Annotated in this window: 17 protein-coding genes and 1 pseudogene; 5 read left to right on the forward strand and 13 right to left on the reverse strand. The window is 74.8% G+C overall.

The features are described from left to right. Window positions 1-61: 61 nt before the first annotated feature. The 3 genes from F1641_RS12170 to dnaG all read right to left on the reverse strand — a co-directional run bounded on the left by F1641_RS12170 (window position 62) and on the right by dnaG (window position 2,762). Window positions 62-337 (reverse strand): hypothetical protein, encoded by a 276-nt coding sequence (locus tag F1641_RS12170; RefSeq protein WP_194905795.1) that lies wholly within the window; start codon window positions 335-337, stop codon window positions 62-64. 67 nt (window positions 338-404) lie between these two features. After that, the gene (locus F1641_RS12175) at window positions 405-761 is read right to left on the reverse strand and encodes a hypothetical protein (RefSeq protein ID WP_194905797.1); all 357 of its coding nucleotides are present in this window, start codon (window positions 759-761) and stop codon (window positions 405-407) included. A gap of 60 nt (window positions 762-821) precedes the next feature. Beyond that, window positions 822-2,762 (reverse strand): DNA primase, encoded by a 1,941-nt coding sequence (gene dnaG, locus F1641_RS23255; RefSeq protein WP_194905799.1) that lies wholly within the window; start codon window positions 2,760-2,762, stop codon window positions 822-824. Between the two features lie 164 nt (window positions 2,763-2,926). On the opposite strand from dnaG, the gene cls reads away from it, so the two are divergent. Next, complete coding sequence (gene cls / locus F1641_RS12185; RefSeq protein ID WP_194906021.1) at window positions 2,927-4,393, forward strand: cardiolipin synthase; 1,467 nt, start codon at window positions 2,927-2,929, stop codon at window positions 4,391-4,393. Window positions 4,394-4,418: 25 nt separating this feature from the next. Here cls and F1641_RS12190 read toward each other — a convergent pair whose 3' ends face one another. The 4 genes from F1641_RS12190 to F1641_RS12205 all read right to left on the reverse strand — a co-directional run bounded on the left by F1641_RS12190 (window position 4,419) and on the right by F1641_RS12205 (window position 9,514). After that, window positions 4,419-5,669 (reverse strand): deoxyguanosinetriphosphate triphosphohydrolase, encoded by a 1,251-nt coding sequence (locus tag F1641_RS12190; RefSeq protein ID WP_375541488.1) that lies wholly within the window; start codon window positions 5,667-5,669, stop codon window positions 4,419-4,421. A gap of 93 nt (window positions 5,670-5,762) precedes the next feature. Next, window positions 5,763-6,998, reverse strand: coding sequence for a tRNA dihydrouridine synthase DusB (gene dusB, locus F1641_RS12195; protein WP_309225588.1), 1,236 nt, complete (start codon window positions 6,996-6,998; stop codon window positions 5,763-5,765). 121 nt (window positions 6,999-7,119) lie between these two features. Next, a complete protein-coding gene (locus F1641_RS12200) occupies window positions 7,120-7,848 on the reverse strand; it encodes a response regulator (RefSeq protein ID WP_219729547.1) in 729 nt (242 codons plus the stop codon). Between the two features lie 7 nt (window positions 7,849-7,855). Next, on the reverse strand, window positions 7,856-9,514 hold the full coding sequence (locus F1641_RS12205; RefSeq protein ID WP_255514687.1) for a sensor histidine kinase: 1,659 nt from the start codon (window positions 9,512-9,514) through the stop codon (window positions 7,856-7,858). A gap of 186 nt (window positions 9,515-9,700) precedes the next feature. Here F1641_RS12205 and F1641_RS12210 point away from each other — a divergent pair, with 186 nt between their 5' ends. Then, entirely contained in the window at window positions 9,701-11,149 is a 1,449-nt protein-coding gene (locus F1641_RS12210; protein WP_309225589.1) for a cation:dicarboxylate symporter family transporter, read from the forward strand. A 196-nt stretch (window positions 11,150-11,345) separates the two neighbouring features. Then, window positions 11,346-12,413, forward strand: a complete 1,068-nt coding sequence (locus F1641_RS12215) for a hypothetical protein (RefSeq protein ID WP_194905804.1) — start codon at window positions 11,346-11,348, stop codon at window positions 12,411-12,413. A gap of 129 nt (window positions 12,414-12,542) precedes the next feature. On the opposite strand, the gene F1641_RS23260 is transcribed toward F1641_RS12215, so the two are convergent. The 4 genes from F1641_RS23260 to F1641_RS12235 all read right to left on the reverse strand — a co-directional run bounded on the left by F1641_RS23260 (window position 12,543) and on the right by F1641_RS12235 (window position 17,102). Then, window positions 12,543-13,202: a PilZ domain-containing protein gene (locus tag F1641_RS23260; RefSeq protein ID WP_194905806.1), complete on the reverse strand. Its 660-nt coding sequence runs from the start codon at window positions 13,200-13,202 to the stop codon at window positions 12,543-12,545. 108 nt (window positions 13,203-13,310) lie between these two features. Next, window positions 13,311-14,708, reverse strand: coding sequence for a glycine--tRNA ligase (locus F1641_RS12225; protein ID WP_194905808.1), 1,398 nt, complete (start codon window positions 14,706-14,708; stop codon window positions 13,311-13,313). A gap of 46 nt (window positions 14,709-14,754) precedes the next feature. Next, a complete protein-coding gene (locus F1641_RS12230) occupies window positions 14,755-15,576 on the reverse strand; it encodes an alpha/beta fold hydrolase (protein ID WP_206691061.1) in 822 nt (273 codons plus the stop codon). A gap of 77 nt (window positions 15,577-15,653) precedes the next feature. Next, a complete protein-coding gene (locus F1641_RS12235; protein ID WP_194905811.1) occupies window positions 15,654-17,102 on the reverse strand; it encodes a helix-turn-helix domain-containing protein in 1,449 nt (482 codons plus the stop codon). 122 nt (window positions 17,103-17,224) lie between these two features. Here F1641_RS12235 and F1641_RS12240 point away from each other — a divergent pair, with 122 nt between their 5' ends. Next, window positions 17,225-19,066, forward strand: coding sequence for a phosphoenolpyruvate carboxykinase (GTP) (locus tag F1641_RS12240; protein WP_194905813.1), 1,842 nt, complete (start codon window positions 17,225-17,227; stop codon window positions 19,064-19,066). Window positions 19,067-19,222: 156 nt separating this feature from the next. Here the strand turns inward: F1641_RS12240 and F1641_RS12245 are convergent, their stop codons facing one another. Next, complete coding sequence (locus tag F1641_RS12245; RefSeq protein WP_194905815.1) at window positions 19,223-20,014, reverse strand: isoprenyl transferase; 792 nt, start codon at window positions 20,012-20,014, stop codon at window positions 19,223-19,225. 74 nt (window positions 20,015-20,088) lie between these two features. Further along, a pseudogene (gene recO, locus F1641_RS21580) lies at window positions 20,089-20,833 on the reverse strand (DNA repair protein RecO). A 45-nt stretch (window positions 20,834-20,878) separates the two neighbouring features. Between recO and F1641_RS12255 the strand changes: the two are divergent. Continuing rightward, the gene (locus tag F1641_RS12255) at window positions 20,879-21,739 is read left to right on the forward strand and encodes a tryptophan-rich sensory protein (RefSeq protein ID WP_194905817.1); all 861 of its coding nucleotides are present in this window, start codon (window positions 20,879-20,881) and stop codon (window positions 21,737-21,739) included. Window positions 21,740-21,759 lie beyond the last annotated feature (20 nt).

Here is a 21,759-nt window from a genome sequence, read left to right on the forward strand (position 1 = left end):
CGGACGCACCCCACGCCCCCGGCGCTCCCCGGCGCTCCCCGGCCCTGCCCTGCCGCCCCGCTCAGACGGGGTCGATCTGCTCGGCGTTGAGCCAGGTGCAGACGATGTCGCCGCCGCCGGTGGTCCACACCACGCGGGCCATCCACCCGGCGCCCTCGCGGCGCCACTCCAGCACGAGGCCCGCGTGGTCGGCGCCGGTGGCGTGCACCCAGCAGTGCACCTGCCGCTGCGGGCGCCGCTGCGCGAGGGCCTCCTCGGCGGCGCGCCGGGTGCTCTCGTTGGCGGCCACGAGCCAGGCGGGGAGGCCCGTGCTCGCCCGGTTCGTCCCTCCCGCCACCGGGGCAGGATGGCACGCGACGGCCCGCTCGTGCGAACGGGTGTTCGACCCTCCGGGTGGTGGGCCGTCAGCCCGCGTCGACGGCGGCGGCGCGCTCGACCATCAGCTCCTGCACCGACTCGCGGGCCGACCGGCGGCGGCGGTAGCGCTCCAGGCCCGCGGCGGCCGGCGCCTCCTCGGCCGGGCGGACCGGCACCTCGTGGCGGGCGGCGGGCACCCGCGGCAGGGTGATCGCGGGGTGCGCCGGGACCTCGCGCACCACGCCGGGCACCAGGCGGCTCCAGCCGGTGCCGGTCCAGACGTGGGAGGCCTGGGCGGCCCAGCCGTTGCGGCTGATGGTGACCCGCTCGTCCTCCGGCACGGCAGGGTCGAGGTACAGGTCGCCGGCCTGGGGGCCGGGTGTGGGGCGCGGCGCTGCGATCACCCCCAGAACGGTACGCACGGGACACCACCCGACCCGGCAGCGACACGCACGCGGTGCGCGCTACTCCTGGGTGCTCGCGCGCAGCCGCTGCCGCTCGGAGGCCAGCGCGAACAGCGCGGCGTACGCCTCCCCCGCGGCGGCGTGCTCCCCCGCCGCCTCCAGCCGCTGGGCGCGGCCCTTGAGGTCGGTCTCGCGGCGGCCCAGCTCGCGCAGGAGGACGTCGTGCAGCAGGCCCGAGGCCAGGCGCGAGAGCCCTGCGTCGGAGTCGACCGGCAGCGGCACCACCGCGAGCGCCCCCAGCAGCGAGGCCACCTGGTCGGCGGTCTCCTCGGTGGAGGCGTCCACCAGGTGGTCGACCCAGGAGACGCCCGCCTCGCGGCCCGCGGCCACTCCCCCGGCCTTGCGCACGGCCTCGTGGACGGCGTGCGACGGCGCCAGCACGAAGGCGTCCGGCGGCAGCTCGTCGAAGGCCAGGGGCACCGACGCGGGGGCCTGCACCACGAGGGCCAGCAGCTGGCGCTCGGCCGCGGCCACGACGTCGCGCTCGCCCCCGCCACCGGGCCCGCCCGGGCCGCCGCGCCCGCGCCCCTGCGGACCGGCGGACCCACCGCGTCCTGCGGAGCGCCCCGGGCCCTGGCCCGCGCCCTGGCCGGCGGCACCCGCCCCGCGACCGGCGCGGAGGGCCTCGGTCTGCACCGCGCGCTGCACGGCGCCCAGGTCCATGCCCAGCATCCGGGCGAGCTGGCGGGTGTGCTCCTCGCGGAGCTGGCGGTCCTTGATGCCGGCGACCACGGGGGCCGCGGCGCCCAGGGCGCGCACCCGCCCCTCGGCGGTCTCGAGGTCCCACGCCGCGAGCACCTGCCGCACGGCGAACTCGAACATCGGCCGCTTGGCCTCGACGAGGGCCACGACGGCCTCGTCGCCGTCGGCCAGGCGCAGGTCGCACGGGTCCATGCCCCGCGGCTCGACGGCGACGTACGTCGCGGCGACGAACTCCTGGTCGTGCTCGAAGGCCCGCAGCGCGGCCTTCTGGCCGGCCGCGTCGCCGTCGAAGGTGAAGACGACCTGGCCCGCGCCGTCGTCGTCGCCCAGGAGGCGGCGCACCACGCCGACGTGGTCGCTGCCGAAGGCGGTGCCGCAGGTGGCGACGGCGGTGGGCACGCCCGCCAGGTGGCAGGCCATGACGTCGGTGTACCCCTCGACGACCACCACCTGCTTGCGGCGGCCGATCTCCTTCTTGGCGAGGTCGAGGCCGTAGAGCACGTGCGACTTGCGGTACAGCGGGGTCTCGGGGGTGTTGAGGTACTTGGGGCCGGAGTCGTCCTCGGTGAGGCGCCGCGCGCCGAAGCCGATGACCGAGCCGACGACGTCGCGGATGGGCCACACCAGGCGACCGCGGAACCTGTCGTACGGGCCGCGCTGGCCCTGGGCGGCGAGGCCGCCGGTGACCAGCTCGTCGGAGGTGAAGCCGCGGCTGCGCAGGTGGTCGGTGAGCGCGCCCCAGCCGGTGGGCGCGTAGCCGACGCCGAAGGTCTCGGCGGCCGCCCTGTCGAAGCCGCGCTCCTTGAGGAAGCGCCGGCCGACCTCCGCCTCGGGCGAGAACAGGCGCTCGGCGTAGAACTCGGCCGCCACGCGGTGCGCGTCGAGCAGGCGCTGGCGCTTGCCGACGTCCTGCGCGGGTCGCGAGCCGCCACCGTCCTCGTAGCGCAGGGTCACGCCGACCTTGGCGGCCATCATCTCGACGGCCTCGACGAAGGTGACGGCCGTCGTCTTCACCAGGAAGTCGAAGACGTCACCGCTCTCGTCGCACCCGAAGCACTTGTACCTGCCGGTCGAGAGGCGCACCGTGAACGACGGGGAGCGCTCGTCGTGGAAGGGGCACAGGCCCTTCAGGGAGCCGACGCCGGCGGACTTGAGCACGACCTGCTCACCGACCACCTCGTCGATCCGCACCCGCTCGCGGACGGCGTCGACGTCCTCGCGCCGGATCTTGCCCGCCACACCAGCGAGTCTAGGTCGGTGCGTCCAGTCGGGTCGTCGTCGCGGCCCGGCGCTGTGGAGGACGGGTGGTTCCGCGCTCGCCGCACGGGCCCGCGGTGATCCGCGCGCCTACGCTCGACGGCGTGGAGGACCTGTTCGCTCGGCTGGGTGACCTGCCGTCGTGGGTGCCGGCGCTGCCCCTGTGGTTCAGCGTCGCGCTGCTGGTGGTCGACGCGGTCGTGCGCGTCGTCGCCGTCGCCGTCGTGCCCAACAACCGCCGCCCCTCCTCGGCGATGGCGTGGCTGCTGGCGATCTTCTTCCTGCCCTACGTCGGCATCGCGGCGTTCCTGCTCATCGGCTCCCCGAAGCTGCCGCGGGCGCGCCGCGAGAAGCAGCGGGCCATCAACGCGATGATCATGGCGCGCACCGAGGGCATGGACGTGGTCCGCGAGGACGACCCCTGGCCGCCGTGGCTGGCCTCCCTGGTGCGCCTCAACCGGCACGCCGGGGCGATGCCGCTGGTCACGACCAACTCGGCCACCGTCTCCACCGACTACGACAAGACGCTGCTGCAGCTGGCCGAGGAGGTCGACGGCGCCCAGCGCTTCGTGCACGTCGAGTTCTACATCCTCAACCTCGACGACTCGACGCGGCCGCTGTTCGAGGCCATGGCCCGTGCGCGTCGGCGCGGGGTGTCCGTGCGGGTGCTGCTCGACCACGTCGCGTCGCTGCGCACCCCCGGGTACCGCGCCACGCTGCGCGCGCTCGACGCGATGGGCGCCGACTGGCGCGAGATGCTCCCGGTGCAGCCGCTGCGCGGGAAGTTCCAGCGGCCCGACCTGCGCAACCACCGCAAGATCCTGGTGGTCGACGGCGAGGTGGCCTGGACCGGCAGCCAGAACGCCGTCGACCGCGGGTACCACAAGAAGCGCTACGGGCGGCGCAACCTCGCCTGGCAGGACCTCATGGTGCGGTTCGAGGGCCCGGTGGTCGCCGAGGTCAACGCCCTGTTCGTCACCGACTGGTACTCCGAGACCGACGAGCTGCTGGAGTCCGAGGCCGACCCGGTGCCCGTGGAGTCGGGCCAGCGGATCGGGCGGCGCCTCGACTGCCAGGTGGTGCCCAGCGGACCGGGCTTCGAGGGCGAGAACAACCTCAAGATGTTCAACGCGCTCATGTACTACGCCCAGGAGCGCGTCATCATCACCAGCCCGTACTTCGTCCCCGACGACTCGCTGCTCTACGCGGTGACGACGGCGGCCGAGCGCGGCCTGCGGGTGGAGCTGTTCGTCTCCGAGGTGGCCGACCAGTGGCTGGTCTTCCACGCGCAGCGCTCCTACTACGAGGCGCTGCTGCGCTCGGGCGTGCGGATCTACCTCTACCCGGCGCCGTACGTGCTGCACGCCAAGCACGTCACGATCGACGACGACGTCGCCGTGGTCGGCTCCTCCAACATGGACATCCGCTCCTTCAGCCTCAACCTCGAGGTCTCGGTGATGGTGCGGGGCCGGTCGTTCGTCGACGACGTGCGCGCCGTGGAGGACTCCTACCGCGCGGTGAGCCGCGAGCTGCTGCTGAGCGACTGGCTGCAGCGGCCCTGGCGCAGCAAGCTCTTCGACAACGTCTGCCGGCTCACCTCCGCGCTGCAGTAGCCCGCCGGCGGCGGGTGAGGGGCCGTCAGGGGTAGGTCATCACCAGGCGGGCGTGCCACGCGAGGGCGCTGGTGTCGGTGAGCGAGGCGACCTGGTCGACGACGGCGCGCAGCCGCCCGGCGTCGTCGTCGGCCTCGGCGTGCCAGGCCGCGAAGGGCGGCTCCATGACGTGGGGGCGCTCCAGCAGCGCGCGGACCAGGTCGGTCACGACCTCGCGCTCGGCGGCGTAGGTGGAGGCCTTGTCGCGGCTGGTGAGCACGAACGCCGCGGCGACGCCCTTGAGCACGGCGATCTCCACCTCGGTGCCTCGCGGCACCACGAGGTCGGCCGCGTAGCGGGTCAGCGGACCGGGACCCGCCACCTCCCGGGTGGCCCGCTCGGCCGCGGCGCAGAACCTGCCGATGAGCTGGCTGGTCATGTCCTTCAGCGCCGCCAGGGACGCCCACGAGCCGTCGAAGGAGTCGACCCAGGTGGGGGTCGCGAGCAGCCTGTCGAGGGCGGCCTCCACCTCGACGTCGGAGGCGTCGGGCAGGTGCAGGGCCCGCACGGCCCGCGCGATCTGCCCGCGCTCGCCCCGGGGGGCCAGGGCGCGCAGGTCGAGACGGCCGGCGACGACGGCGTCCTCGACGTCGTGCACGCAGTAGGCGATGTCGTCGGACAGGTCCATGACCTGCGCCTCGATGCAGCGGCGGCGGTCGGGGGCGCCCTCGCGCAGCCACTCGAAGACCGCCTCGTCACCGGCGCTGCCGCCGGAGTAGACCCCGAACTTGCGGGTGGTCCCGCGGGGGTCGTCGCCCGAGCGCCACGGGTACTTGGTGGTGGCGTCCAGGCTCGCGCGGGAGAGGTTCAGCCCCGCGGGCCTGCCGTCGGCGAAGCGGGTCTTGGGCTCCAGCCGCGTGAGCAGCCGCAGCGTCTGGGCGTTGCCCTCGAAGCCCCCGACCGCGGCGGTGAGCTGCGCCAGCGCCGACTCGCCGTTGTGCCCGAAGGGCGGGTGCCCGAGGTCGTGGGAGAGGCAGGCGGTGTCGACGACGTCGGGGTCGCACCCCAGCGCCCCGCCCAGCTCGCGGCCCACCTGGGCCACCTCGAGGGAGTGCGTGAGGCGGGTGCGGGCGAAGTCGTCGCTGCCCGGGCCGACCACCTGGGTCTTGGCGCCCAGGCGCCGCAGCGCCGAGGAGTGCAGCACCCGCGCGCGGTCGCGGGCGAAGGCGCTGCGCTTGTAGCTCTTCGGCTCCTCGGGGGCCCAGCGCGCGCGGGCGTGCTCCCCGTAGCCGGACACCTCGCCGTCGACCTCGCAGTGGGCGCCCCGGTCCTGCAGCCCCCCGGTGGGCCCGTCCGTCCGCCCCTCGGTCCGCCCCCCGGTCAGCACGGCCTAGCCGCCCGCCGTCGCGGAGGGGTCGAGCTCGCCGGCGCGGACCACCTCGAGGGAGGCGCCGGTGAGCTCGCGGCTGTCGAGCCAGCCCTCCGGCAGCACCACCCGCGGCGCCGGGGAGGTGCGGCCGCGGGAGCCCTCGGCGGCCTCGCCCGGGTACGGCTGGTCGAGGTCGAGGGTGGCGATGAGCGCGTCGAGAGCGGCGAGGGTGTCGACCAGGCCGAGCTGGGCGCGCATGTGCCCGCCGACCACGTAGCCCTTTAGGTACCAGGCCACGTGCTTGCGGATCTCGCGGCAGCCGCGCAGCTCGTCGCCGAAGTGCTCGACCAGCAGCTCGGCGTGGCGGCGCAGGGTGGCGGTGGCCTCGCGCAGCCCGGGGCGCACCCGCTCCTGGCGGCCCTGCATCGCAGCGGCCAGGTCGGCGAACAGCCAGGGGCGGCCCAGGCAGCCGCGGCCCACGACGACGCCGTCGCAGCCGCTGCGCTCGACCATGCGCACGGCGTCCTCGGCGGACCAGATGTCGCCGTTGCCGAGCACCGGGATGCTGGTCACGGCCTCCTTGAGGCGGGCGATCGCCTCCCAGTCGGCGGTGCCGGCGTACCCGTCGGCCGCGGTGCGCCCGTGGAGCGCCACCCAGGCCGCCCCCTCGGACTCGGCGGTGCGGCCGGCCTCGAGGTAGGTGAGGTGGTCGGGGTCGATGCCCTTGCGCATCTTCACCGTGACCGGCACGTCGGGGCCCGAGGACGTCTGCGCGGCGCGGACCGCGGCCCTGACGACGTCGCGGAAGAGCCCGCTCTTCCACGGCAGGGCCGACCCGCCGCCGCGGCGGGTGACCTTGGGCACAGGGCAGCCGAAGTTGAGGTCGACGTGGTCGGCGAGGTCCTCGCTGACCAGCATCCTCACGGCCGCGCCGACGGTGGCCGGGTCGACGCCGTACAGCTGCACGCTGCGGGGGCTCGCCCCCGGCTCGTGCTGCACCAGCCGCAGGCTCTCGGGGGTCCGCTCGACCAGCGCCCGGCTGGTGACCATCTCCGAGACGTAGACGCCGGCGCCGTGCTCGCGGCACAGGCTGCGGAACGGCGCGTTGGTGACGCCCGCCATGGGGGCCAGGACCACGGGGACGTCGACGACGTGCTGGCCGAAGCGCAGCGGCGGCAGCAGCGCCCCGGGCGCCTGGTCGGTGTGCGCGCCGGTCTGCTCACCGGCCGGGCTCCGGGTGTCGAGGGTCGCGGTCACGGCTCCATCCTCCCGCACGGGACCGACACCGCAGCGCGCCTCGCCGGCACCCGCCGGTGCGCCCCCCACCGCACGAGCGCCCCGGCCGGGGTGTCGACGGGCCTGCTGGCAGGACCGGCGGTCAGCGGGGGCGGCGGGCGGTCCGGTACTCGACCTCCGGGCGGCCCGTGCCGCCGTAGCGCTGGTGCCGCTCGAGCACGCCGCCCTCGGTGAGGTGCTCGAGGTACCGGCGCGCCGTCACGCGCGAGGTGCCGCACGCGGTCGCCACCTCCGACGACGACGCCCCGCCCCCGGTGGCGACCTCGACCGCGCGGCGCACGGCCTCGAGCGTCTCCTGGGCCAGGCCCGACGGCAGCGCTGCGCCGGTGCTGCTGCGCAGGGCCGCGAAGGCGCGGTCGACGTCGCCCTGGTCCAGCGGGGCGTCAGCAGCGCCGCCGTCGCCGTGCAGCTGCGCGCGGAAGTCCAGGTACCGCGTCAGCTTCTCCTCGAAGGAGCGGCGGGTGAACGGCTTGAGCAGGTACTGCACCACCCCGAGGGAGACCGCCGCGCGCACCGCCACGAGGTCGCGGGTCGACGTGACGGCGATGACGTCACCGGTCCACTTCGCCGCCCGCAGGGAGCGCACCAGCTCCAGGCCGTGGCCGTCGGGCAGGTCGAGGTCGAGCAGCACCAGGTCGACCGGGGTCTCCCGCGGGGTGGCGCGCAGGTGCGCGACGGCCTCGCGCACGGTCCCGGCCGTTCCGGCGAGCACCAGGCCGCTCACGCCCGTGACGTACTGGCCGTGCGCCGCGGCCATGATCGGCTCGTCCTCCACGACGAGCACGCGGACGGGCCCCTTCGCCGCCGTCACCTCGTCATCACCGGAGCCCCTCCAGCGGCAGCCGGACCTCGAACGTCGAGCCCGTGACGTCGATCGTGCCGCGGCGGCGGCGCACCACCTGGTCGACCAGCGACAGCCCGAGGCCGCGGCCCGCGGTGCTCGCGGAGACCTTGGTGGTCCAGCCGCGGGTGAAGGCCGCGTCGACCAGGTCGTCGGGCAGCCCGGGGCCGCTGTCGCTGACCCGCAGCAGCAGGTCGCCGCCGTCGGGGCGCACGCCCACCAGGACCTCGCGCTCGTCGTCGTCCAGCGCGCCGACCGCGTCGACGGCGTTGTCGAGCAGGTTGCCCAGCACGGTGACGAGGTCGCGCCCCGCGGACGCGCTGGAGGCCAGCCCGGCGGGCAGGTAGGAGCCCGGCTCCACCTGCACGGTGACCGCCCGCTCGGCGGCCTGGGCGGTCTTGCCCAGCAGCACCGCGGCGACCACGGGCTCCTCGATGCTCTCGACCACCCGGTCGGTGAGGCGCTGGCTCAGCTCGAGCTGCTCGACGGCGTGCTCCACCGCGCGCTCGGGGTGCCCGGTCTCCACGAGGACGACCACCGCGTGCAGGCGGTTGGCGGCCTCGTGCGCCTGGGAGCGCAGCGCCTCCGACAGCGCGCGGGTGGAGTCGAGCTCGCCGGTGAGCTCCTCCAGCTCGGTGCGGTCGCGCAGCGTCATCACCGCGCCCCGCCGGTTGCCGTCCCAGGGGACCTGCGACTGGCTGACCACCAGCACCCGCTCGTCGGTCAGGTGGGTCTCGTCGGTGGCGGTGCGGCCGTCGACGAGCAGGTCGCGCAGCGAGGGCGCCACCGGCAGGTCGGCGGCGGGGCGCCCCACCGGGTCGTCGGCGTCGTCCGCCAGCCCCAGCAGGCGCCGGCCCTCGTCGTTGGCGACGCCCACGCGGCCGCTCGGGTCGACGACGACGAGCCCCTCGCGCACCGAGTGCAGCACGGCCTCGTGGGAGGAGTACATCCGCTCCATCTCCTCGCTGCCCATCCCGTGCGTCTGACGGCGCAGCCGCCGCGACACCAGGGCGCTGCCGGCCAGCGCCACCAGCACGAGCCCCCCGAGCGCGGCCAGGGGCACCGGCAGGCTGCGGACGAACTCCTGGTCGAGCTGGGCCGTGGTCACCCCGACGGCCACCAGGGCCACCACCGGCCGGGCGCCGTCGCCCGCAGGCGCGCTCTCGGGCGCGTCACCGGGCGCGTCCTCGAAGACCGGCACCACCGCGCGCACCGAGGGCCCGAGCGTGCCGGTGTACGTCTCCGTGAAGGGCCTGCCGGCCAGCGCCTGCTCGCGCGACCCGAGGTAGGTCCTGCCGATCTCCTCCGGGCGGGGGTGCGTCCACCGCGTGCCGTCGGGCGCCATGATCGTGATGAAGGAGACCTGCGCCTCGCCCCTGACGGCCTCGGCGAAGGGCTGCAGGGCGGCGGTCGCGGAGCCCGGGTCGGCGGCCTCCCCGCCGGCCGCCTCGGCGACCACCGGGCTCAGCGCGATCGCCTCGGCGATGCCGAGCACGCGCTCACCGGCGGCCCGCTGGTCGCTGCGCACGTCGAGCACCGCGTCCAGGACGGCGACCCCCAGCAGCAGCAGCACCAGCAGCCCCGCCTGCAGGGCGAGCAGCTGCCGTGCGAGCGACATCGCCCGCACCCGCGTCATGAGCACCCCTCCAGGATGACCTGCTGCTCAGCCACCTGTGAACAGCCCGTGCCCCCGCCTGTGAACACAAGGTTCACAACGACGACACCCCCGTCCGCGCTGGGCACCCTTCTGGGCAGACGGGGTGACCCGTGGCACACCGGAGCGGAGCCGCTCCGGACACGACGACGTGGAGGTGCGCTGACCGTGAGCAGCTCAGCAGCGGCGGTCCCGAACGGGACGACCGCCCCCAAGAAGCACAAGGACAAGTCGCACTGGCTCTACATCGGCGTCATCGTCGCCGTGACGGCCGGCATCGTCCTGGGCCTGGCGGCCCCGGAGACCGCCAAGGAGATGAAGCCGATCGGCGCGGCCTTCATCGACCTGGTGAAGATGATGATCGGCCCGGTGATCTTCTGCACCATCGTCCTGGGCATCGGCTCCATCCGGAAGGCCGCGACCGTCGGCAAGGTCGGCGGCATCGCCCTCGGCTACTTCCTGGCGATGTCGACGTTCGCGCTGCTCATCGGTCTGGTCGTGGGCAACGTCATCCACCCCGGCGACGGCCTCACCATCTCCGACTCCGACGCGGCCGCGGCCGCCGCCGCCGCTGAGAAGGCCGCCGCGGCGTCCTCCGAGGCCGGCGGCGTCATCGGCTTCATCACCTCCCTCATCCCCACCACGCTGTTCTCCGCCCTGGTGCAGGAGCAGGTGCTGCAGGTGCTCGTCATCGCCCTGGTCGTCGGCTTCGCGCTGCAGACCATGGGTGAGACCGGCAAGCCGCTGCTCGACCTCGTGGGCAACCTGCAGAAGCTCGTCTTCAAGATCCTCGCCTGGGTGATGTGGCTGGCTCCCATCGGCGCGTTCGGTGCGATCGCCGGCGTCGTCGGCGAGACCGGCGTCGACGCCCTCAAGGCCCTCGCGATCCTCATGGGCGCCTTCTACCTGACCTGCGCCGTCTTCGTCTTCGTCATCCTCGGCACGATCCTGCGGGTCGTCACCGGCCTGAACATCTTCAGCCTGCTGAAGTACCTGGGCCGCGAGTTCCTGCTCATCGTCTCGACGTCCTCCTCCGAGACCGCGCTGCCCCGCCTCATCGCGAAGATGGAGCACCTGGGCGTCGCCCGCCCGGTCGTCGGGATCGTCGTGCCGACCGGCTACTCCTTCAACTTGGACGGCACCGCGATCTACCTGACCATGGCCTCGATCTTCATCGCCGACGCCATGGGCACCCCGCTGTCGATCCCGGCGCAGATCGGTCTGCTCGCCTTCATGATCCTCGCCTCCAAGGGCGCCGCCGGCGTCACCGGCGCCGGTCTGGCCACCCTGGCCGGCGGCCTCCAGGCCCACGCCCCGGCCCTGGTCCCCGGCGTCGGCTTCATCGTCGGCATCGACAGGTTCATGTCCGAGGCCCGCGCCGTCACCAACTTCGCCGGCAACGCGGTGGCCACCGTCCTGGTGGGCACCTGGACCAAGGAGATCGACAAGGACCGCGTCCGCTCGGTCCTCGCCGGCGACCTCCCCTTCGACGAGTCCTCCCTCGCCGCCGACGGCGGGCACGGCGCCCCGACCGCCGGCCCGAACGCCCCGTCCGAGCGCGACGGCGACCTCGTCCTCTCCGACGACCGTCCGCTGGTGGGCAGCGCCCAGCGCTGACACCGCACCACCGGCGGCGCGGGCGCCGACCTCCCACCAGGGGGTCGGCGCCCGCGCTCGTGCGCGCCCAGGCGCTCTCCCCCGGCCGCCCGCGCGCACCCCTCGTGGGCACAGGGCCACCCCGTGCCACTCCTACTGGCACGGGGTGGCCCTGTGCCAGTCCCGAGGTGGTGCAGACCCACCCAAGGGCGCTGGAGTGACGACCACGGGGCTCTCCGTGCGCCCACAGGAGCGCCCGCACCACCTGCTGTCCACAGGGGCGGCGATGAACGACGTCGGCGGCTGCTCGCCCGTGACGCTGGGCCGCATGCCCCGACGCAAGCCCATCGACGAGCAGGCCCTCGCCGACGTCCTCCGCCCTGGAGCATCCGTCGCCACGCACTCCGAGCTGAAGGAGATCGGAGTGCCGTCGTCGACGATCACCCTGCGCATCCGGGACGGCGGTCCGTGGCAGCGGGTCCTCCCCGGCGTGGTGGCCGGCCACAAGGGGGTGCTCACGCGCTTCGAGAAGCGGATGGGAGCGCTGGAGTACGCGGGGCCGGACAGCGCACTCACCGGACTGGACGCCCTCGACCTCCACGGGCTCCGCACCAGGGGCCTGCGCCGCAGCGACAGGGTGCACGTCCTCATCCCCCACAGCAGCCAGAAGAGCTCGCACGGCTTCGCACTGCTGACGCGCAGCCGCCGGGCCATCGCGAGCTCCGTCCGCGGGGGGCTGCGAGTGGTTCCCGTGGCGCGGGCCCTGGTCGACGCCTGCCGCCGCGAGGGCGCTCTCGACGACGTCCGGGAGCTGGTCGCGGCGGCTGTCCAGCAGCGCCTGTGCACGGTGGCGGAGGTCGCGGTGGAGGTGGCGCTGGCACAGCGGCAGCGCACAGCCCTCCCGCGCTCCGTCCTCGCGGAGGTCGCAGCGGGGATCCGGTCGGTGGCCGAGGCGAAGCTGCGGGCGGGCTTCGACCGGTACGGGGTCCCCCAGCCACGGTGGAACGTCGAGATCCGGAACGACGCCGGGGAGCTCGTGGTCACCCTCGACGCCTACTGGGAGGACCTCGAGGCCGAGCTGGAGATCAACTCGGTGGAGTGGCACCTGGCGCCGCGCGCCTTCAGGAAGACGACTCGGCGCCAGCGCGTCGTGGTGCTGAGCGGACGCAGCACCATCTCGGTGCTCCCCAGCGAGATCGACGACGACGTCGAGGGGATCTGCCGGGAGGTCCTGCAGTTCCTGAGGGTCTGCGCCGCTGAGCGGCAGCAGCGCGGCGCCTCTTGACTCCCACGCCCTGGTGGGTGGGACCGCGCCACTCCAGGAACAGCACAGGGCCACCCCGTGCCAGTAGGAGTGGCACGGGGTGGCCCTGTGCCACTCGAGTGGAACCGAGGGGGCGACCGCCGGGGCGCGTCAGCCCAGGGAGGCGGCGCTGGCGTCGCGGGCCGTCGACAGCTCGACGAGGACGGCGCGCTCGATGCTCGCGGCGTCGGCCTCGGACAGGTCGATGAAGCGCAGCGCCAGCTCGGCGCGGTCGGAGTCGACGCGGACCACCTCGGCGCGGGTGGTGACGGTCTGCTCGTCGGCCACCTCGACGACGACCTCGAGCTCGGAGTCGGCCAGGCCGGCGCCGCCGAGGTTGGCGAGGGCGGCGTCGGTGGCGAGCACCACTCGGGCGCCAGTGCGCGAGAGGTCGATGGTGCGGGCGGCGGCGGCGACGCGGCCGCGCAGCTGGGCGCGTCGGGCGAGGTCGGCGCGGGGCTCGGCGCGCTGGTGCTCGGTGGCCAGGGCGAGGACGCCGGTCAGGAGCACCTCGCCGGGGGTCGCCGTGCCCTCCACGACGGCCTCGATGACGAGCGCGGCACCGCTGCTCAGCGGCACGTGGACCCACACCGGGGCGTCGGTCAGCTCGGCCGCCGAGGCCTCGTCGAGGGCGACGACGGCGGTGGCGACCAGGCCCGCGGGGCTGGTGCTCCAGTCGTCGAGGCGCCCGACGTGCTCGGGACCGCCGGAGATCGGCAGGAGCCGCACGGCGGCACCGACCGGGGGGACCTGGGAGGAAGCCGTGGACACGCTGGCGACCCTAGCCCTCGCGGCGTGTCGCAGCGGGCGTTTCCGGGCAAGCCCGGGAACGCCCGCTGCGACAGCGGTCCGACAGCGCTCAGGAGGTGCCGGGCGGGGTCAGGCGCCGACGAGGCGCTGCGCGAGGTAGCCCGGCACCTGGTCGAGCGCGACGCGCTCCTGCGTCATCGTGTCGCGGGAGCGGACCGTGACGGCGTGGTCGTCGAGGGTGTCGAAGTCGACGGTGAGGCAGAACGGGGTGCCGATCTCGTCCTGGCGGCGGTAGCGGCGGCCGATGGCGCCGGCGTCGTCGAAGTCGACGTTCCAGCTCTTGCGCAGCTCCGCGGCGAGGTCGCGCGCCTTGGGCGAGAGGTCGGCCGAGCGCGACAGCGGCAGCACCGCGGCCTTGACCGGGGCGAGGCGGTGGTCGAGGCGCAGCACGGTGCGCTTGTCGACGCCGCCCTTGGCGTTGGGGGCCTCGTCCTCGGCGTAGGCCTCGACGAGGAACGCCATCAGGGAGCGGGTCAGGCCGGCGGCGGGCTCGATGACGTAGGGCACCCAGCGCTCGCCCTTGGCCTGGTCGAAGTACGACAGGTCGGTGCCCGAGTGCTCCGAGTGCGTCTTCAGGTCGAAGTCGGTGCGGTTGGCGATGCCCTCGAGCTCGCCCCACTCCGAGCCGGTGAACCCGAACCGGTACTCGATGTCGACGGTGCGCGTGGAGTAGTGCGACAGCTTCTCGGCGGGGTGCTCGTAGTGGCGCAGGTTGTCGCGGTCGATGCCGAGGTCGACGTACCAGTCGGTGCGGTTGTCGATCCAGTACTGGTGCCACTCGGTGTCGGTGCCGGGCTCGACGAAGAACTCCATCTCCATCTGCTCGAACTCGCGGGTGCGGAAGATGAAGTTGCCGGGCGTGATCTCGTTGCGGAACGACTTGCCGATCTGGCCGATGCCGAACGGCGGCTTCCTGCGCGCCGAGCCCATGACGTTGGCGAAGTTCACGAAGATGCCCTGCGCGGTCTCCGGGCGCAGGTAGTGCAGGCCGGACTCGTCCTCGACGGGGCCGAGGTGGGTCTTCAGCATCATGTTGAAGTCGCGGGGCTCGGTCCACTCGCCGCGGGTGCCGCAGTTGGGGCAGGCGATCTCGGTCAGGCCCGCCGGCGCGCGGCCCTTCTTCTCCTCGAACTCCTCGGCCAGGTGGTCGGCGCGGTAGCGCTTGTGGCACTGCTGGCACTCGGTGAGGGGGTCGGTGAAGACGCCGACGTGGCCCGAGGCCACCCACACCTTGCGCGGGAGGATGACGGAGGAGTCCAGGCCGACGACGTCGTCGCGGCTGGTGACCACCGAGCGCCACCACTGGCGCTTGATGTTCTCCTTGAGCTCCACGCCGAGGGGCCCGTAGTCCCACGCCGACCGGGTGCCGCCGTAGATCTCCCCCGAGGGGAAGACGAAGCCGCGCCGCTTGGCGAGGCTGACGACGTCGTCGATGCTGGACTTCTTCTTCGGGCTGGGCGTGCTCACGGGAGACCCTCTCCGGCTGGCGTGTCGGTGGACGCCCGATCGTAGGTCACCCCTTCGGGGGTGCTCCCAGCACGAACTCCACCGCGGCGTCGCGGAAGTGCCGCGAGACCGGCGCGTTGAAGTGGTTGCGCCCGGGGATCTCGAAGAACCGCCCGCCGGGCGTGGCCGCCGCCAGCCGCTGCGAGCCGGCGAGGATGCCGTCCTCGCTGCCGGTGCAGAACAGCACCGGGACCTGCGGCGGCTCGTGGGGGTCGGGGTCGTCGTCCGGCCCCCCGCGGCGCAGCCCCTCCACCAGGGAGACCAGGGCCAGGACGTCGTTGCCGGGGACGGCGCTCGCCATCGTCAGGTAGCCCGCCGTCACGCGGTCCGAGGGCGCCTCACCGGTCGCCAGGGCGTGCCGGGCCTCCTCGGTGCGGAACCGGGTCAGGGGCGCGCCGTCGGGGATGCCGCCGAGCACCGCGCGGCTGATCCGCTCCGGCATCTCCAGCGCCGCGCGCCAGCCCACCCGGGCGCCGAGGGAGTACCCGACGTAGGCGGCGTCCATCACCAGGTAGGTGTCGAGGACGACGCGCAGGTCCTCGACGAGCAGGTCGAGGGAGTAGGCGTCGCGCTCGCGGGGCTTGTCGGAGGCGCCGTGGCCGCGCTGGTCGACGCCGATGACGCGCACGCCGGCGCGGGTGAGGTCGCGGACCCAGCCGGTGCGCACGAAGTTGGCGGTGAAGCTCGAGGCGAAGCCGTGGACGGCGAGGACGACGGGCGCCTCGCTCTCGGGGCCGTCGTCGCCCTCGGGACGCACGTCGTAGGTGGCGATGCGCCGCCGGTCCTCCGACATCACGATCTTCGGGGCGGGGTCGTTCTGCTCGGGCACCCGCAGATCATGGCGGACTCCCAGCCCGCGCACAGCCGACCGCGTCCCGTCCGGCGGCGTGGGCTGCGTCACCGGCGTCACCGCGCGTGCCGCTCGAGGAAGGCGTACACCTCGGCGTCGTCGACGCCGGGGAAGGAGCCCGTGGGCAGGGGCGCGAGCACGTGGGCGTGCATCGTGGCCGAGGGCCAGCTGCGGCCCGCCCAGCGGTCGGCCAGCTCGCCCGGGGGCCGCTTGCAGCAGCCGTCGTCGGGGCAGGTGGACCGGGCCCGCACCGCGGTGTCGCGGCCGCGGAACCACTTGGCGTGCACGTACGGGACGCCGACGGTGATGGAGAACCGGCTGCCGCTGGCGTTGCGCCCGGTCTGGGCGCTGCACCAGAACGTGCCGCCGGGGGTGTCGGTGTACTGGTGGAACTCCGTGGTCCGGTCGCGCTGCGCGAAGACGGCGCGGGCGGCCCAGCGCCGGCAGACGTGCTGCCCCTCCACCGCGCCGGCCGCGTCGGCGGGCAGGCCCACGCCGTCGTCCTCGTAGCCCTTGGTGAGGGCGCCGTCCTCGGTGACGCGCAGGAAGTGCAGGGGGATGTCGAGGTCGCGCGTGGCGAGGTTGGTGAGGCGCCACGCGGCGGTCTCGTGGGTGATGCCGAAGGCGTCGCGGAAGTCCTCCACGGCGAGGTCCTTGGCGGCCTTGGCCGCGCGGAGCAGCTCCAGCGCGGGCGTCCGGGGCACCAGGCACGCCGCGGCGTAGTAGTTGATCTCCATGCGCTGGCGCAGGAAGTCGGCGTAGTCGACCGGGGCGGAGTGCTTCAGCAGCTGGTGGGCCATGGCCTGCAGCGCCAGGGAGCGCAGCCCGTGCCCGCCCGGGGTCGAGGCCGGCGGGAGGTAGATGCGCCCGTTCTCGAGGTCGGTGACCGTGCGGGTGGAGTGGGGCAGGTCGTCGACGTAGAGGATCGTCAGCCCCAGCTCGGCCGCCATCCGCGCCACGGTGCGGTGCGTCAGCGGGCCGGCGCCGTGCCCGGCGGCGCGCAGCTGCTGCTCCGCGAGCTCCTCCAGCTCGGGCAGGTGGTTGTGGACGGCGCGCATGGTGCGCCGCAGCTCGGTGTTGGCCCGCCGGGCCTCCTCGGGGGTGGCGCTGGCGGCCTCGTCGCGGCGGCGCAGCTCGCCGTGCAGGCCCACCAGCGCCTCGAGGGCCTCGGTGGGCAGCGTGCGCGAGGGCCGCACCGCGGGCAGCCCGAGCCGGGCGTACGCGGGACTGCCCTGGGCCCGCTCGAGGGCGATCTCGAGGGCGGCCCGCCGGGTGGGCGGCTCGGGGTCGAGCAGGGAGGCGGTCGGCACGCCGAGCGCCTGGGCGAGCGCCGACAGCAGTCCGAGCCGCGGCTCCCGGTGCCCGTTCTCGACCAGCGACAGCTGGCTGGCGGAGACGCCGGTGTCGGCGGCGAGCTGGTCGAGGGTCAGCCCGCGCTGGGTGCGCAGGTGCCGGACCCGCCGCCCGAGCGTCAGGGGGTCGGCGCTGGGGGCTCCTGGCGTCACGCTCTTGACGCTAGCGCAAGAATGGCGGATCTTCACGCACGTCGAGCGTGGAGGAGCGCTCCAGGGCGGGAACAGTAGGGGGCAGACAGCACGGATCCCCGCCCCTTCAGAGGAGACCCGCCATGACGCTCATCGACGAGACCCCCATCGCCACCGGCTCCGAGCGCCCCGACGTGCACGCCTGGGTCGCGCAGGTCGCCGAGCTGACCCAGCCGGCGCGCGTGGTGTGGTGCGACGGCTCCGGCGCCGAGCGCCACCGCCTCATCGCCATGGGCGTGCGCAAGGGCACCCTCGAGCCGCTGCCCGAGCCGCACTACGGCAGCTACCTCGTGCGCTCGGCCCCCGACGACGTCGCCCGCGTCGAGGACCGCACCGTCATCGCCACCACCGACCCCGACGACGCCGGCCCCACCAACAACTGGCGTGACCCGGTGGACCTCGAGGCCGAGCTGGTCGAGCTCTTCGAGGGCTCCATGCGCGGTCGCACCATGTGGGTGGTGCCCTTCTCGATGGGTCCCGTCGGCGGCCCCATCTCCCAGCTCGGCGTGCAGGTGACCGACTCCCTGTACGCGGTGCTGTCGATGGGCACGATGACCCGGGTGGGCGCTGCGGCGCGCGAGCTCGTCGAGGCCGGGGCTCCGTGGGTGCCCGCCGTGCACTCCGTCGGCTACCCGCTGACCGACGAGTTCGGCCAGCAGGTCCGCGAGGACGTGCCGTGGCCCTCCAGCGACACCAAGCTCATCGCGCACTTCCCCGAGAGCCGGCAGATCTGGAGCTACGGCTCCGGCTACGGCGGCAACGCGCTGCTGGGCAAGAAGTGCTTCGCGCTGCGCATCGCCTCGGCGATGGGCCGCGACCAGGGCTGGCTCGCCGAGCACATGCTGCTGGTGCGCGTCACCACCCCGGAGGGGAAGCAGCACCACGTGGCCGGCGCCTTCCCCTCGGCGTGCGGCAAGACCAACTTCGCGATGATGACGCCCAGCCTGCCCGGCTGGAAGATCGAGACCCTGGGCGACGACATCGTCTGGATGCGCCGCGACTCCGAGGGCCGTCTGCGCGCCATCAACCCCGAGGCGGGCTTCTTCGGCGTCGCCCCCGGCACCTCCGAGGCCACCAACCCCGCCGCGCACCAGATGCTGTGGGGCAACACGATCTTCACCAACTGCGCGCAGACCGCTGACGGCGACGTGTGGTGGGAGGGGCTCACGCCCACCCCGCCGCAGGGCCTGACCGACTGGCGCGGCGAGCCGTGGTCGCCGGAGTCCGGGAAGCCGGCGGCCCACCCCAACGCCCGCTTCACGGTGGCCGCCGAGCAGTGCCCGACCCTCGCCGACAGCTGGGACGACCCGGAGGGCGTCGTCGTCGACGCGGTGCTCTTCGGGGGGCGCCGCGCGACCACCGTGCCGCTGGTCGCCCAGGCCCGCGACTGGGCCCACGGCGTCTTCCTCGGCGCCACCATGGCCTCGGAGAAGACCGCCGCCGCCGAGGGCACCGTCGGCGAGGTGCGCCGCGACCCGTTCGCGATGCTGCCCTTCACCGGCTACAACGCCGCCGACCACTGGGGCCACTGGCTCTCCCAGGGCGAGCAGCTCGGCGAGCACGCCCCGGCGCTGTTCTCGGTCAACTGGTTCCGCAAGGACGACGACGGCGGTTTCCTGTGGCCGGGCTTCGGCGACAACAGCCGCGTGCTGGAGTGGGTCGTCGCCCGCCTCGAGGGCCGCGTCGACGCCGTCGACACCCCCGCCGGCCTGGTGCCGCGGGCCGAGGACCTCACCACCGCCGACCTCGGCCTGGCGGAGGGCGTGCTCGAGCAGCTGCTGACCGCCGACCCGGCCGAGTACGCCCGCGAGGCCGACGGCGTGGAGGAGCTCTTCGCCGGGTTCGGCGACCGCCTCCCGCAGGCCATGCGCGACCAGCTCGCCGAGCTGCGCTCCCGCACCGCCGGCGACGGGGGGACCGCGTGAACCGCTGGTCGCTGCGCAGCGACCGCCGTCCGGGCCTGGTGCGCGCCACCGGCCCGGGCGGCGGCCCCGTCGCACCCGCCGGCTCAGCCCGCGCCCTGACCGCCAGCCGTAGCCGGGTCCGCAGCACCGCCCTCAGCGGTGGGCGCGTCGGTGCTGTCACCGGCGTCGACGGCGTCGACGGCGTCGACGGCGTCGACGGCACCCGCCGTAGCGCCGGTCGCGGCGGGCGTAGGCCTCGACGGCCCGCCACAGCACCCGGCGGTCGACGTCGGGCCAGGGCGTGTCGACGAACATCAGCTCGGCGTAGGCCGACTGCCACAGCATGAAGTTGGACGTCCGCTGCTCACCGCTGGTGCGCAGGAAGAGGTCGACGTCCGGTAGGTCGGGCTCGTCGAGGTGGCGGGCCAGGGCGCGCTCGTCGATCTTCTCCGGGTCGAGCCGCCCGGCCGCCACCTCGCGCGCGAGCGCCTTCGCGGCGTCGGCGATCTCGGCCCGGCCGCCGTAGTTGACGCACATCGTCAGGGTGCAGGTGGAGTTGCCGGCGGTGAGCTGCTCGGCCTCCTCCAGCTCCTTGATGACGCTGCGCCACAGGCGCGGACGCCGCCCCGCCCACCGGACGCGCACGCCCCACTCGTGCATGGTGTCGCGGCGGCGGCGGATGACGTCGCGGTTGAACCCCATGAGGAAGCGCACCTCCTCCGGGGAGCGCTTCCAGTTCTCCGTGGAGAACGCGTAGGCCGAGACGTGCGTGACCCCGACCTCGATGGCCCCGGCGACGACGTCGAGCAGGGACGCCTCGCCCATCTTGTGGCCCTCGACGCGGGGCAGGCCCCGGGCGTTGGCCCAGCGGCCGTTGCCGTCCATGACGATGGCCACGTGCTTGGGCACGAGGTGCTCGGGGACGGCGGGGGCCCGCTCGCCGGAGGGGTGGGGCGGCGGGGGCACCACCGGCGCCGTCCGCGCAGGTGCTCCACCGGACGACCGGCCGCGGCCGCCTCGCACGCTGCTCCTCACGCTGCTCCTCACGCTCGCTCGACCAGGGGCAGCGACCGCACCGCCCGCTCCAGGTGCCACTGCAGGTAGGCGGCCACCAGGCCGCTGCCCTCCCGGCGCTGCCGCGCCTCGGAGGCGTCGGCCCGGTCCCAGTCTCCCGAGAGCAGCTGCTGCAGCAGGGCCAGGGTGCGCACGTCGGGGGCGGCGGCGCCCGGGGGCCGGCACACCCCGCACACCACCCCGCCCGCCGCGACGGCGAAGGCGGGCTGGGACGCGGCCGCGGCGCCGGGGTCACCGCACTGGGCGCACGCCACCAGGCTCGCGCCCCACCCGGCGACGGCCATGGCCCGCAGCAGGTAGGCGTCGAGCACGAGGGACGGGTCGTGCTGGCCGGCGGCGAGGGTGCGCATCGCCCCCACGACGAGCAGGAACTGCTGGGTGGCGGGCTCGCGCTCCTCGGACGTGAGGCGCTCGGCGGTCTCGGCGACGGCGGCCGCCGCCGTCCAGCGGCCGTAGTCCTCCGCGAGGAAGCGGCCGTACGGCGCGAGCGTCTCGACCTGGGTGACCACGTCGAGCGAGCGGCCGACGTGCAGCTGCACGTCGAGCAGCATGTACGGCTCGAGCCGGGCCCCGAAGCGGCTGGAGGTGCGGCGCACGCCCTTGCCGACCGCGCGGACCCGGCCGTGGTGGCGGGTCAGCAGCGTGACGATCCGGTCGGCCTCGCCCCAGCTTGTGGGTGCGCAGCACCACGGCCTCGTCCCGGTAGGTGCGCACCCGCTCATCGTGCCGCACCGCTCCGACAGCCCTACCGTCACTCGCATGACCAGCAGCTCCAGCCTGACCGGAGCGCGCGGCGGCAGCCGCTCGGCGCCCTCCTCCGACACCGCCCGGGCCACCGCCGTCGTCGTCAGCGCCGTGGTGGCGCTGGTGGGCGGGTTCCTCGGCTCGGGGGCCGTGGTGGGCACCCCGATCGACCAGGCGGCCGGCGGGGCGCTGTCAGCGAGCGCCACGCTCGTGGCCCCCGCGGGGCCGGCGTTCGGGATCTGGTCGGTCATCTACGCGGGGCTGCTGGCCCAGGCCGTCCACCAGCTGCTGCCCTCGCAGCGCCACGACGCGCGCCAGCGCGCCACCGGCTGGTGGGTCGTCGCCTCCCTGCTGCTCAACGCCGCGTGGATCCTCACCGCGCAGGCCGGCTCGGTGACCGGGGCGCTCGTCGTCATCGCGCTGCTGCTGGCCGTGCTGGTGGTGGCCTTCGTGCGGCTGCGCGCCGCGTCCACCGACGGCCGCGGCGGCTCCCGCTCGGCGTCCCCGCTGCAGCTGGTGCTCCTCGACGGCGTCGTCGGGCTCTACCTCGGGTGGGTCAGCATCGCCACCGTCGCCAACGCCGCCGCGGCGCTCGCCGCCGGGGGGCTGCCGGTCACCGGGGCGCTCGCCACGGGGCTCGCCGTCGTCGTGCTCGCGGTCGCCGCCGGCGTCGGGTGGCTGCTCGCCGTGGGCGGTCAGGGGCGCGTCGCCCCGGCGCTGTCGCTGGCCTGGGGGCTGGCCTGGATCGCCGTGGCCCGCTGGTCCGGCCAGCCGGAGGCGCCGCTGGTGAGCGCGGTCGCGGTGCTCGCCGCGCTGGCGGTGCTGGCCGCCCCCGTCGTGGTGCGCGCTCGCGGCACGAGGCCCACCGCCGCCTGAGGCGAGCCGCCCGGCCTGGC

The organism is Quadrisphaera sp. INWT6 (assembly GCF_015390235.1).
In the GTDB taxonomy this organism is placed as follows: domain Bacteria; phylum Actinomycetota; class Actinomycetes; order Actinomycetales; family Quadrisphaeraceae; genus Quadrisphaera.

What these genes read in the sequence shown, in the direction of transcription:
- F1641_RS12205 (WP_255514687.1), bottom strand. Translation starts at nt 9,514, where the DNA reads ATGACGCGGGTGCGGGCGATGTCGCTCGCACGGCAGCTGCTCGCCCTG.
- F1641_RS12240 (WP_194905813.1), top strand. Translation starts at nt 17,225, where the DNA reads ATGACGCTCATCGACGAGACCCCCATCGCCACCGGCTCCGAGCGCCCC.
- F1641_RS12255 (WP_194905817.1), top strand. Translation starts at nt 20,879, where the DNA reads ATGACCAGCAGCTCCAGCCTGACCGGAGCGCGCGGCGGCAGCCGCTCG.